Here is a 13,382-nt window from a genome sequence, read left to right on the forward strand (position 1 = left end):
ATTTGCGTTCATTTGCGTTCATTTGCGTTCATTTGCGTTCATTTGCGTTCATTTGCGTTCATTTGCGTTCATTTGCGATTAAAAAATAAACTGTAGATTTGCTTTGTCCGCGTGTATCAATAATATTTAACTCAATAAGTTTTTTAAGTCTTTGATAGATTTTTGTTCTACTTTCATCGAAATAAGACTCGACCTCCTTACGTGACATTTCATCATTAAGTTTAAGTAGTTTGATAATTTTTTCATCATTACTATCAATGTATTGTTCTAAATGTGTGATAAGTGAATCATCAGATAGAGTATTCTCTTGGTCTACTGTGAAACCTAGTTCAAGTTGCTCAGCATTACTAAGGCTTTGCTTCAATTTGTCATTTCTTACAATCTCTACAGTATCTTCATCTAGACTGTAATGTCTATTGTATAAAACCACTTTAAACTGATTAGCTGTAACAATAAATTCAGGCTCTTTTTCGGCATTTTTATAGCTTCCTAAGATCCTTCTAATTCCACTACCATAGTTTTCCATATAAGTTATTTTATCGAGCACATGAACCAAATTACTATTGCGGCGAGCGCTAGTACCAGTTTTGATATCTTCAACACTTAATCCATCTGGTATATTACCTGCTGAGAATATCTCCATTCTATCATCGTAAATTTCTATCTTTGTATCTGCTGATAAGGTGTAGTCACGATGGGCATAAGCGTTAATTACTGCCTCTCTAATCGCTTTAGCGGGATAAGCTTCATACTCTGACCTTGCAGCGGAGCCTGTAAACGATACTTTTTTATCATTTAATAAAGAAATGTATTCAAGTGTTAGATCAACTTGCCTAACTAGAGAACCACTGAACTCCTTTTTTGCTAAAAAGTCATTACTCATATCTAAGCCATCAACAACCGCTATTTTGGTCACAAAAGGGCTTTGCTCACTTAAAATTAATGCGCCATTGTTATACTCTTCATTCAAATCAAGAAGTCTTAAGCTTTTTTCATCAAATGCAATATCATTATCTAAAAGCTTGTTTTGTAAATATTGAAAGGTTAGTTTTTGTTTTGTTTGAGCGGTTTGTGCTTCAAACTTGTCGGCTACCTGAGCTTGTATCATTCGCTTGACCTCATCATCAGTAGCGCGTCGTTTACTGCTACCATTTCGGATGTAGATACCTTTACTATTAAAACCTTCACCATCTTTATAATAATAAGGTAGCTGATCACCTTGTTTGATATGAATAGCAAAATGATGAGCAGATACATCAATTCTTACCAATCTATTTAAGGGTAAGTTAAAAGCGTTCTGTATCCAATCACTTAACAATGACTCCCAGCGCTTGAAACTATTAACTGATTCAGGGATAAATATACCGTCATCGTCAACTCCAAGGAAAATAGTACCGTCATTAGTATTGAGAAAAGCAGATATTTCAGCTTTTAAATCATTCACCCTTTTAGGAATATCAGACTTATACTCAACTGTTTGACTTTCCATACTTCATCTCTAATATTTAATGACGATACTTTATTTATTTACTTTAACTAAACCTACTCCCACTCAATCGTCGCAGGTGGCTTGCTCGACACATCATAGGTCACGCGTGACACCTCAGGGATTTCATTCATAATTCGATTACTCACCGTTTCAATCAGCTCATACGGCAGATGGGCAAAGCGCGCGGTCATAAAGTCCACGGTCTCAACCGCACGTAGCGCAATGACCCACGCATAGCGGCGACCATCACCGACCACGCCGACCGATTTGATCGGCTGGAATACCGCAAAGGCCTGCGCCGTCTTGTCATACCAGCCTGAACGCTCAAGCTCTTGCATAAATATTGCATCGGCTTGACGTAGGATATCGGCGTATTCTTTTTTGACTTCGCCAAGGATACGCACGCCCAAACCTGGCCCTGGGAACGGATGACGATAGATCATTTTTGCAGGCAGACCAAGTGTGATGCCCAATTTACGCACTTCATCTTTGAATAAATCACGTAACGGCTCAATAAGCTTAAAGGCTAAATCATCAGGTAGACCGCCGACGTTATGATGACTCTTAATCACATGCGCTTTGCCTTGATGCGACTTGGCAGATTCGATAACGTCGGGATAAATCGTCCCTTGTGCTAAGAATTCAACGACTTTGCCATCGCTTTGTTCGCTAACTTGACGAGCGCTATCGGCGAAGACATCAATGAAGGTTTTGCCGATGATTTTACGTTTGGCTTCCGGATCAGACTCGCCTGCTAGTGCGTTTAGGAATAAATCTTCGGCATCGACACGGATGACTTTGACGCCCATGTTTTCCGCGAAAACTTGCATGACCTGATCGCCTTCATGCAGACGCAAGAGACCATTATCAACAAACACACAAGTCAGCTGATCGCCGATGGCTTTATGCAATAGCGCCGCCACTACGGAACTATCGACGCCACCTGACAGACCTAGCAAGACTTGCTTATCACCGATTTGCTCTTTGAGTTGCGCGATACGCATGTCAGCGATATTATCTGGCGTCCAATCGCCAGCACAGTCGCATATTTGATGCACGAAACGCCCTAGCAGCGCCTCGCCTTGTAAGGTATGAGTGACTTCGGGATGAAACTGCAAACCATAATAGTGCTTGTCATCATCCGCCATAATCGCAATCGGACAGCTTGGCGTACTAGCGATAATATCAAAGCCTTGCGGCGCTTCAATGACCTTATCGCCATGACTCATCCAGACATTTAGATTGGCCGTGCTGTTTTCCGTAGTGCTGTCTTCTATGCCATCAGTAAGCTTTGAATGACCATTGACATTAATGGTCGCTGCGCCGAACTCGTGAATATCGCTGGCATGTACCTTACCGCCGAAACGATCTGCCATCGCTTGCATGCCGTAGCAAATACCGAGTACTGGTACGCCCAAGTCAAATACCGCGTCATTAATACGCGGGCTATTGTCCGCATGCACACTCTCAGGACCGCCTGACAAGATCACCCCTTTAGCACCAAAATCTTTGATACGGTCGCTGTCGATATCATAAGGGAACATCTCACAGAATACGCCTGAATCACGTACCCGTCGGGCGATAAGCTGGCTGTACTGCGAGCCAAAATCTAGGATTAAAATGCGATCTTCTTTGATAGTCGGCATGGTAGTGAGAGTGTTAGACGGGGTAGCAGTGGTCATAAATTAATGTCCATCAATAGATAAAATTGGTGGCCTATTTTAACAAGTTTAGGCAGGCTATTGGTTATAAAAATCGCTTATTGTACATAATGATCTTTGTTCAAGGGGTTGTATAACGCAGGTTTGTTATACGGTATCGATAATGCCACTAAAATTTGCTATAAATGACGAAAGACTAGGGGCTGTTGCATGATATAACTGCTCTTTTTTGTCATGTAAGTTTTAAATTTTAAAATAGGAGAATTAGATGAGTAATGGCTCCAAGCACAGTACTGACAAGCCTAATAAAGACAGGACTGGGATCTCCAAAGAGTATTTGCCCGATTATGTCAAAGCTCGATCCAAATATCATAAGCCGCCGCATTTAGGGACGTTTGATGTCGGTATGTCTATTCCGCAGTGGCGACCTGACCACGTCCCCGACACCCGTATCGACAAGTTTACTTTTGGCATGGTGCTAGTTATTTTACTTAGTATCGCTGTGCCTTTGATCTTGTTTCCTGAACAAGGCAAAAACTGGGTAGGTATAGCGCGCGCCTTTGTCAGCGATAACTTTGGTTTTGCCTATTTATTGTTCGGCGTACTGGCGATGATGTTTGTGATTTATATCATCTTCTCTGATATCGGCAAAATAAAGTTAGGCCGACCAGAAGAAACGCCAGAGTTTAAAGACAGCTCATGGGCGGCGATGCTGTTTTGTGGCGGTATTGGCGCTAGTATTCTGTATTGGGGACTCATCGAGTGGGCTTATTATTATCAAAGTCCGCCTTTTGGTATAGCAGGCGCAACGCCGGACGCTATTCGCTGGGCGACCACTTACGGTATGTTTCACTGGGGACCGGTTGCCTGGGCGATCTATTTAGTACCTGCCATTCCTATTGCCTACTTCTATTACGTGCGGCAAACGCCAGTACTCAAAGTCAGCCAAACCTTGATGCCTTTATTAGGCGAAAAGGGGGCGGGTAGCAATTGGGCCAAAATGCTCGATGTGCTGTTTGTCTTTGGTATGGTAGGCGGCGGAGCAACCACTTTGGGTCTCGCCTCGCCACTTATTAATGAAGGCTTGTATAATTTATTTGGCCTGCCGCGCAATATCACCATGCAAATTGTGGTGCTACTCATCACCACCATGATCTTTGCTTATAGTGCTTATCAAGGACTCAAAGGCGGTATTCAAAAGCTCTCTAATATTAACTTTTATCTAGCGGTTGTATTTTTATTATTTGTGTTGATAGTTGGACCGACGGTGTTTATTTTGAACACTGGTATGGAAGCTATTGGCCGTATGATTACGCAGATGCCGCGGATGATGACTTACATTGAGCCCTTTAAAGACTTTCAAGAGTTTGGTTTTAAGCCTATTACTTTTCCGCAAGATTGGACGGTGTTTTATTGGGCATGGTGGCTAGTATTTGCGCCAACTATCGGGCTATTTATCGCCAAAATATCCCGAGGACGCACTATTCGTAATATGGTAGTCGGCTCGATGTTTTATGGCTCGCTTGGCTGCGCGATGTTTATGATTATCTTAGGGAACTATGGTTTATATTTGCAGATGACGGGTACAGTCGATGTGGTTGGCATCTTAAATAACGAATCGCCGACTGCCGCTATCTTCTCTATCTTAAATAGCTTGCCGATGTCTTATCTAGTGGTGGCGGTCTTTACCTTTTTGGCCACTATTTTTACTGCGACTACCTTTGATTCAATCTCCTATATTCTAGCTTCGGTGGTACAAAAAGAGGTCGATGATGAGCCGCATCGCTGGAACCGGCTATTTTGGGCCTTTACCTTATGTTTATTGCCCGCTATTTTGATGTTTTTGGGTGATTTACAAACCTTGCAGACCGCTTCTATTATCGCCGGGGCACCGCTTATTATCATTCTAACGATGATGATGGTTTCGGTCATTAAGGCGGCGCGTTATGACTTGGCTTATCAGCCTGATTATTATATAAAAACCATCCATATCGAAGAGCTCCCGGATAACTCGCCATGGGAAGAAGGGCTGACATCGGAGGCGCCAGAGGGCTCGGTATTGGCTCAGCAGGATGAGTGGGAACAACTACGTGATGACACTGAAAACGGTAGTTAAAACAAGCGTTTATTTTTAATTATTTGATAAAATCTGAGCTGCTATGGTAGCTTAGATTTTTTGTATTTAACGGCTAATAAACCTTTCATTCTGCCCCTTTTTAAATGCTGCTATCGAGTCATAAAATATAAACAATAGTTATTTACATTGTGATAATCTAAAAGAATTAGTATTGAACTTTTTATTCAAAATAAAGCCAATTTAAAATCCAGTGATTATAATTCGACAGGTATGTCTCTATGAGCAAAATCAAATCCCTTATTCGCAAAAACCCTAAAGCCGATAATTCTGTGCCTCTTACAATCACCTCTGATAGCAAAAATACCGAAAATACCAGTCTAGATATGACTTCTAAGACCAACACCCCCATTGAGCAAACGCGCTGGAATGGTTGGGGTAATGTTAATATTAATAAAAAAGTCTCGCCGCATGGCGCAAAACTGATCAAAACGCACATTGGTAAGACTAAGAAACTCAAATCTGTCAGCTTACAGCAAGTGCTCAAAACCGTGCCTAAATCACGCTTGCCCGCTGAGCTTACTGATTTAGATATAGTGACGACCGATCAAGAGATCAGACTCAGACACGCACGCGGGCAAAGCTTCCCCGATTGGATCGCTATGCATGGCGGCGACTTTGAGGTCTTCCCTGATGGCGTGGCTTTCCCTACATCTACTAGTGATGTCGAGCAGTTATTAAAACTTGCCCAAGAACACGACCTGATCGTTATTCCTTTCGGCGGTGGCACCTCTGTAGTCGGTCATATCAATCCGCAACAGGGCGCGCGGCCTGTTTTGACCGTAGCGATGAGTAAAATGGATCAGCTGATGGATCTGGATACCGAGAGTCAGATTGCTACTTTTGGTGCCGGTACGCAAGGGCCAGCGGTCGAGGCGCAATTGGACGAGCACGGTTATCGCTTGGGACATTATCCGCAGTCGTGGGAGCTGTCGACACTTGGTGGCTGGATTGCGGCGCGCTCTAGTGGTCAGCAGTCCTTGGGCTACGGGCGCATTGAGCAGATGTTTGCAGGCGGTACTTTAGTCACCCCGCAAGGCGTGCTAGAGATTGCTGATATCCCTGCATCCTCAGCAGGACCCGATCTGCGTGAGATGATGATGGGGTCTGAGGGCCGCGCAGGTATCTTTACGACAGTTAAGATGCGCGTGCAGTCGCAACCTGAGGAAGAGCTATTTAAAGTGGCGTTTCTACCCAACTGGGAAGCAGGAAAAGCGGTACTCAAACAAGCGGTGCAACAAGATATTCGCTTGTCCATGCTACGCCTCAGTAATGCGGTCGAGACTGACGCGCACTTGCATTTAGGCACTAGTCCTAGCCAGTTTTTAGCGATTAGCACTTACCTAAAAGCGCGCGGGCTGAGCTCAGAAAAGGTAATGCTCACTTATGGATTCTCAGGCGATAAAGCGCAGAATAAACTGGCTATTACTCAGTTCAATAAGCTATTAAAACAAAATGGTAGTGTCACGGGTAAAATCACTAATATCATGGGTAGCGTATGGGCGCACGGGCGTTTTAAATTCCCGTATTTGCGCGGTACTCTGTGGGATAAAGGTATTATGGTCGATACCTTTGAGACCGCGACCAACTGGAGCCGTATTGACGAGCAAATGGCACAGATGCAAGACGCGGTCAGAACCTCGCTCGTTGATGAAGGCGAGGAAGTGATGGCCTTTACCCATATCTCGCACGTCTATAAGCAAGGCGCAAGTCTATACACGACTTATTTCTTCCGCGCTGCCAAAGATCACGCGACTACCTTACAGCGCTGGCAAAAAATCAAACATGCGGCCAGTTTAAGTGTGGCTAATGGTAAAGCCACTATATCGCATCAGCATGGCGTCGGTCGTGATCATGCCCCGTACCTCACTGCTGAAAAGGGCGAGCTAGGTCTGCAAGTGACTCGTGATATGCTCAAAAGCTTTGATCCTGAGCAACGTATGAATCCGGGTGTTTTACTTGAAGAGTAGTTCTAATTAATAATGGGTTTCAAGGTAAGATCTTATTCAAAGTCATAGTTTAAATAAGTTGAGTTCGACATTCGAGCTATACAGCGTGGCTGGTATATATTTTTTGCAGCCTCTGTCAGCGTAGACACAGCACGCCAGAAAAATTTATACCAGTCACGCGTCATAATATGAAAAATCTAGTTTATTTGATATCGATTATGCCAAATGAATTACGTAATTTAAGAAGACTTTATGAACCAAAGCAAACAACGTCAGCAAGCTCTAGCGCCCTTATCAAGACGCTCCTCTCAAGTAGAACCTTGGGATATGCTCATCATCGGCGGCGGTATCACCGGTGCCGGTATTGCACGTGAAGCGGCAAGGCGTGGTCTAGCCGTATTACTTATCGAGCAAAAAGACTTTGCTTGGGGCACTTCTAGCCGCTCAAGTAAAATGGTACATGGCGGTCTGCGTTACATAGCTTCGGGCGATTATAAGACTACTTTGCTTAGCGTACGCGAACGTGAGCGTATGCTTACTGAAGCAGACGGACTGGTCAATGAGATGCACTACGTCATGCCGCATTATAAAGGCAAGTTTCCACCGCCCTGGATATTTAATACCTTATTAAGAGTCTATGACAGAATAGCGGGCAAACGTTATTTTAAATACTTTAAAAGGGACGCTTTTTTACGTCTGAATCCTAATATCAAGCAAGATAAATTTTTGGGTGCTAGTCAATTTAGCGATGCGGTCACCGATGATTCGCGCTTAGTGATGCGCGTACTTGGTGAGGCCACCCATGACGGCGCGCACGTTATTAATTATCTCAAAGCCGAGTCGCTTATCACCAATAAGCAAGGCTTAGTGGTAGGCGCAAATCTTAAAGATACCGCTTCTAAAGATAGCGACAAGACATTTGAGGTTCACGCCAAAGTGGTGGTCAGTGCTACAGGTGCTTGGGCGGATACCCTGCGTATGCAAGCCCGCGCGCAAACTGAGCAAAGCTTCAACAAGCAAATACGTCCCTCACGCGGTAGTCATTTAGTGGTCAGTCAAGAGCGCTTGCCTACCTCGCAAGCTTACACCTTCTTGCATCCTACTGATAAAAGAGCGGTATTCGTCTTTCCGTGGGAGAACCGTACTGTTCTTGGCACCACTGACTTAGATCACCCGCCACTTAATGACGAAGAAGTCGGTATCACTAGCGCAGAGGTCGATTATCTACTAGCAGCGACTAACTCATTATTTGATGATACCGATCTCAATCGAGAAGATGTCATCAGCTCATGGGCAGGCGTGCGTCCGCTGATATCCGATAGTGGCGATGGCAAACGCGTCAGCCCCAGTAAAGAAAAGCGCGATCATAGCGTTTGGCTCGATAATAATTTAGTGACTGTCAGTGGTGGTAAGTTGACTACCTTTCGCCTAATCGCGCTTGATGTGCTTAAAAAGTGTCAACAAGTACTCGCGCTTGACGACAGCACTATTCGAAACCAAGCAGTAAGTGGCGACAAAGTATTTAGCAATCCTGCCCCTACCCATCCCAAATTCGCCACTTTACCAAAACCTTTACAACAGCGCTTGCAAGGGTTTTACGGTCTACAGCTCGATAACTTATTAGAGCTAGCGCATGAGGATGATCTAGCGTATGTCACCGATAGCAATACCATTTGGGCAGAGCTGCGTTTTGCTGCACGCTTTGAACAAGTCATACATTTAGATGATTTACTACTGCGGCGGACGCGCTTAGGCTTAATCCTACCGCACGGCGCGATGACGCCGCTTATTAGCGCCAGACTCAAGCAAATCTGCCAGCAGGAGCTGGGCTGGGATGAGCAAAAGTGGCAACAAGAAGTCGCTCGCTATACCGAATTATGGCAACGTTATTATCATTTGCCTGCGGCTTAGTGCTTTTTATACCTACATTTAAGATACTTTAAGAGTTATGCTGTGCGGCTGGTATAAATTTTCCTTGCTTGCTGTGCGACTTCGTCACTTCAGAGGCTGCGCAAAATTCATCCCAGCAGCACATAGCAAATGTGTATCAGTTTTAACTAGAACTGAGTATAGTTAAGGACAACTATGACCGATAATTCTGCAAACCCGATTTATTTCTTAGCTATCGACAACGGCACCCAAAGCGTCCGCGCGCTTATCTTTGACCAATTCGGTAGCGAGATTGCCAAAGCCCGCGTGCCTATCGAGCCGTATTTCTCCGAGCAGCCCAATTACGCCGAGCAGCACGCTGACTACTATTGGCAAAAGCTATGTGAGGCCTGTCAAAAGCTATGGCAAAGCTGCGATATTACCCCCGAGCAAATCGCCGGCGTCAGTCTCGCCACCCAGCGCTATACCATGATTTGCCTCGATAAAAACAAACAGCCGCTACGTCCCGCTATCGTTTGGATGGATTTGCGCCGCGCTGAAACTCGTGACATTGGTTTTTTAAGCCCGCTGACCAAAATCATTGGCATGGGCGAGCTGGTCAAAGACGCGCAGCAAAAATCACGCTGTAATTGGCTGGCGCAAAACGAGCCTGAGATGTGGGCAAAGACCGCGCACTACGTCAATCTCTCCGCCTACCTCACCTATCAGCTTACCAGTGAACTTATCGACTCAAACGGTCATGCGGTCGGCTATCTACCTTATGACTACAAAGCACAAAAATGGCTCAAACCCAAAGACCTCAAATGGCGACTGTTCAGCTGTACGCCTGAGCAAATGCCCAAAATCGTCCCACCCAGCCAAACCCTCGGTGAGATAAGCGCCAAAGCTGCCGAGGCTACAGGCATCCCCCAAGGCACACCAATGATTGCCGCCGCCAGTGATAAAGCCTGCGAAGCCTTGGGCGCAGCGGGACTTGCCGCCGACACCGCTTGCTTAAGCTTTGGCACCACCGCCACCATTAATACCATCTCTACCGACTACGTCGAAATCCTCAAGCACATGCCTGCCTATACCGCCGCCGCCCCGCACTACTACAACCACGAGTACATGATTTATCGTGGCTTTTGGATGGTCAGCTGGTTTAAAGAACAATTCGCCCATTACGAGCAACAACTTGCCAAAACCCAAGGCATCGACACCGAAAAGCTCCTCGATGCCGCCGTCAAAGACATCCCAGCCGGCTGTATGGGACTCATCATGCAGCCGTATTGGTCACCGGGCGTCCGTCATCCGGGGCTTGAGGGCAAAGGCGCCCTTATCGGCTTTGGCGATGTGCATACCCGCGCGCACGTGTACCGCGCTATCTTAGAAGGGCTGGCTTACGAGCTCAAACTCGGCTTTGATACTATTTCAAGGCGCACTGGCAAACCCATCAAACACCTACGCGTCTCAGGCGGCGGCTCACAAAGCGACTCCGCCATGCAGCTCACCGCCGACATCTTTGCCATGCCCGCCTACCGCCCGCACACCTATGAGGCCACTGGCCTCGGCGCTGCCATCAACTGCGCGGTGGGTCTCGGCGTCTATCCCGACCACGCTGCTGCAAGTGAAGCCATGACCCATTTAGGCGACGAATTCGTCCCTATCAAAGCCAACGTGCAACTCTACAAGCGTCTTTATAACGAGGTCTATCTCAAGATGTACGAGCGCCTAAAACCTTTATATCAAAGCATTCAAGACATCACAGGATATCCTGCCAAGTAGTCTGCGCGAGTTAGAAGTTTAGGCGTATTGGGAACGGTCAAAAGGTGGGATGATTTTGGCTGATAAGGTGTGGGAGCTAATCGCGCCTTTTGCTTGTATCTGTACCCCTAAGCGTGGCGGGCACTAACGGCTGATGGCATTCCTGTATTCTCGATACTACCCTCAGCCAAGTGCCCGCAACTCGCCTAGTCGCACAGGATACCGCGTCAGTCACGGCTAAAACGCTCCTTCGTAATTAACTTATACAAGAAAAACTAAATTCTGTACAATCAAACAATATCGTTAAAGAACGAATATAAAGAATCAGCTATGAACTATATATCTAGAACACTTACCTACAAAGACAAAAAAGATAATCCAAAATCTATTACTGATAATGAACTACTAAATATTAAGCAATCTGTAGTCATTCTTGCCGAACCTGGTATGGGTAAAACCAGTTTACTTGAGCATTTGAATAACTTTGAAAATACTAACAAGTTCACTGCTTCAAGCTTCGTAAGAAGACCGTTAGGACGTTTGAAAGATATAGGTAAATCTATTGTTTTAATAGATGCTTTGGATGAGTATCAATCGCAAGTTAGCTCTAATCCAATTGATGATATTTTAAACAAACTTTTTGAATTAGGTAGCCCACAGTTTATTTTATCCTGTCGTCAAATCGAATGGAGTGAATCCTCAATTAGTTCTATTAAAGACTATTACGATAAAGAACCTATTATTACTAGTATTCAGCCCTTTAATCGTACTGATGCCATCACCTTTTTAAATGAAAATGAAAAATTTACAGGTGATACTGAGGATATAATTCAGCGTCTGGATGAGGTCAACTTATCTAATTTTTACGAGAGTCCATTAACATTAGAGTTATTAACACATATTAATACTAAAACCCTACCCGACAATAAAGCAGATATTTTGAACTTAGCTACTCAGAATTTGTGGCAGGAAGTTAATAATCAAGCTCCCAATCATTTGAAAAAGACAGGAAAACAGACAATTCTAGAGTGTGCAGGCTTTATCTGCGCCACGCTTCTATTGGCTCAAAAACAGGTTGTTTTTACTGGTATAACTGCTAAGACGTTAGACCAAGCATTAAATATCTATGAGCTAAAAAGCATGTATTCTGAAGAGTTACTATTAGATACACTAAAATGTCGTATTTTTAAATCTTCCGGAGATAGTCAGAGCTTTAAACCGATGCACAGGACCATCGCAGAGTTTTTAGGTGGTCGTTGGTTAGCTGAAATTATGACTGACCTAGTAACTAAGAAGAGAGTTTTAGCTCAAGTCATTCAAAACGGTGGTGTTGTTTCTTCTTTACGAGGACTATTCTCATGGTTGCCTTACTTTAATCCCGACTTGGCTCAGACAGTTATTGAAACTGACCCTTATGCGTTGATAGCGTATGCCGATACTAGCTTCTTTACGGATAGACACAGCAGGCTGATGTATGATGCTCTTCAAAGGCTAGTAAAAGTAAACCCTTCATTTCGCAGAGAAAACTGGAACTCGCTAAAAGCAAAGGGACTAGCTAATAAATCTCTATTAGAAGAATATCGAGAATTACTGTCGAACAAAGATAGTGATTATAACTTACGCTCAAGCGTTATTCAGATACTGCAAGATGCTAACTTCGTTGAAAAGTTAAGTAATGAGTTAATAACGATCATGCTAGAGGATGACCGCTACTATTCTGAACGTTTTGATGCATGTTTACTGTTATTAGAAAAGCAGATTGACGTTGATTGGTCAACCATTCTAGATAATCTAACAGATAGTAGGAATGAAGATAATTTACGGTTAGTATGTGAATGTATAATGAAAAGAGATAATTATCATCTGATTTCAGATGAACAACTTATTCGTCTCATTATTAACTCTCAGCCATTGAAGAAAGGAGTAACTTTTGATTCTATACTCACTCCTGATATGGGAAGCTATTACTACTTTGAAACTCTACCTTCTATTAGAGCAAATAATCTCTTAGAATTATTGACAATAGCGATAGAAGACCTAAATATATCACCTTATGAGGCAAATTATAGCAGTTCTAAAAATATCAATGGATTAGTATTTTTATTTTTAAAAAAATATTTAATAGATAATAATTCTGTAGATCCACAAGTTTTAGTAAGGTCGTTAACTTTTTTCTATCATAACCAATCTGATTTAATGGAACATGATTTTCAAGATTATAGTAATTTCTTTACGTTTTACTTTGCTGAAAATACAACCTTAAGACTTGCTGTACAGAAGCTTTTTCTGGGATCAAATGATGTTCATGGTAGGTTTTTTCAAATAAAAGATTCTGTACTTTCTGCGTTATATCCTTCCATCAATGAAACTCTATCACTTCTAACTTATGTGCAAAAACTAGAAGATAGCCAACACAATAAAAATATATGGAAGGATTTACTATAGTTAAGTCTTTATAAAATCGATACAGCCCATATCATGAAACAGTTTAGGTAAATTATTCTCCATCCACCCTT

General features: G+C 43.6%; 7 protein-coding genes. 5 read left to right on the forward strand and 2 right to left on the reverse strand.

Annotated elements, in window-relative coordinates; genetic code table 11:
- Positions 1–58 precede the first annotated feature (58 nt).
- Together ACTXGJ_RS12530 and guaA are read right to left on the reverse strand one after the other, a co-directional pair.
- On the reverse strand, positions 59–1,489 hold the full coding sequence (locus ACTXGJ_RS12530; protein ID WP_443566144.1) for an ATP-binding protein: 1,431 nt from the start codon (positions 1,487–1,489) through the stop codon (positions 59–61).
- A 53-nt stretch (positions 1,490–1,542) separates the two neighbouring features.
- Positions 1,543–3,135, reverse strand: coding sequence for a glutamine-hydrolyzing GMP synthase (gene guaA / locus ACTXGJ_RS12535; RefSeq protein ID WP_443566150.1), 1,593 nt, complete (start codon positions 3,133–3,135; stop codon positions 1,543–1,545).
- Between the two features lie 283 nt (positions 3,136–3,418).
- Here guaA and ACTXGJ_RS12540 point away from each other — a divergent pair, with 283 nt between their 5' ends.
- The 5 genes from ACTXGJ_RS12540 to ACTXGJ_RS12560 all read left to right on the forward strand — a co-directional run bounded on the left by ACTXGJ_RS12540 (position 3,419) and on the right by ACTXGJ_RS12560 (position 13,311).
- Positions 3,419–5,266, forward strand: a complete 1,848-nt coding sequence (locus ACTXGJ_RS12540) for a BCCT family transporter (protein WP_443566145.1) — start codon at positions 3,419–3,421, stop codon at positions 5,264–5,266.
- 239 nt (positions 5,267–5,505) lie between these two features.
- Positions 5,506–7,254, forward strand: coding sequence for an FAD-binding oxidoreductase (locus ACTXGJ_RS12545; RefSeq protein WP_443566146.1), 1,749 nt, complete (start codon positions 5,506–5,508; stop codon positions 7,252–7,254).
- A 231-nt stretch (positions 7,255–7,485) separates the two neighbouring features.
- Entirely contained in the window at positions 7,486–9,144 is a 1,659-nt protein-coding gene (locus tag ACTXGJ_RS12550; protein WP_443566147.1) for a glycerol-3-phosphate dehydrogenase/oxidase, read from the forward strand.
- Between the two features lie 174 nt (positions 9,145–9,318).
- A complete protein-coding gene (locus tag ACTXGJ_RS12555; protein ID WP_443566148.1) occupies positions 9,319–10,887 on the forward strand; it encodes an FGGY-family carbohydrate kinase in 1,569 nt (522 codons plus the stop codon).
- Positions 10,888–11,196: 309 nt separating this feature from the next.
- Positions 11,197–13,311, forward strand: a complete 2,115-nt coding sequence (locus ACTXGJ_RS12560) for an NACHT domain-containing protein (RefSeq protein ID WP_443566149.1) — start codon at positions 11,197–11,199, stop codon at positions 13,309–13,311.
- Positions 13,312–13,382 lie beyond the last annotated feature (71 nt).

Source organism: Psychrobacter sp. 1Y11, from assembly GCF_052259045.1.
Lineage (GTDB): Bacteria > Pseudomonadota > Gammaproteobacteria > Pseudomonadales > Moraxellaceae > Psychrobacter.

Coding starts and splice junctions, on each gene's coding strand:
- ACTXGJ_RS12530 (WP_443566144.1), bottom strand. CDS start 1,489: ATGGAAAGTCAAACAGTTGAGTATAAGTCTGATATTCCTAAAAGGGTG.
- guaA (WP_443566150.1), bottom strand. CDS start 3,135: ATGCCGACTATCAAAGAAGATCGCATTTTAATCCTAGATTTTGGCTCG.
- ACTXGJ_RS12540 (WP_443566145.1), top strand. CDS start 3,419: ATGAGTAATGGCTCCAAGCACAGTACTGACAAGCCTAATAAAGACAGG.
- ACTXGJ_RS12545 (WP_443566146.1), top strand. CDS start 5,506: ATGAGCAAAATCAAATCCCTTATTCGCAAAAACCCTAAAGCCGATAAT.
- ACTXGJ_RS12550 (WP_443566147.1), top strand. CDS start 7,486: ATGAACCAAAGCAAACAACGTCAGCAAGCTCTAGCGCCCTTATCAAGA.
- ACTXGJ_RS12555 (WP_443566148.1), top strand. CDS start 9,319: ATGACCGATAATTCTGCAAACCCGATTTATTTCTTAGCTATCGACAAC.
- ACTXGJ_RS12560 (WP_443566149.1), top strand. CDS start 11,197: ATGAACTATATATCTAGAACACTTACCTACAAAGACAAAAAAGATAAT.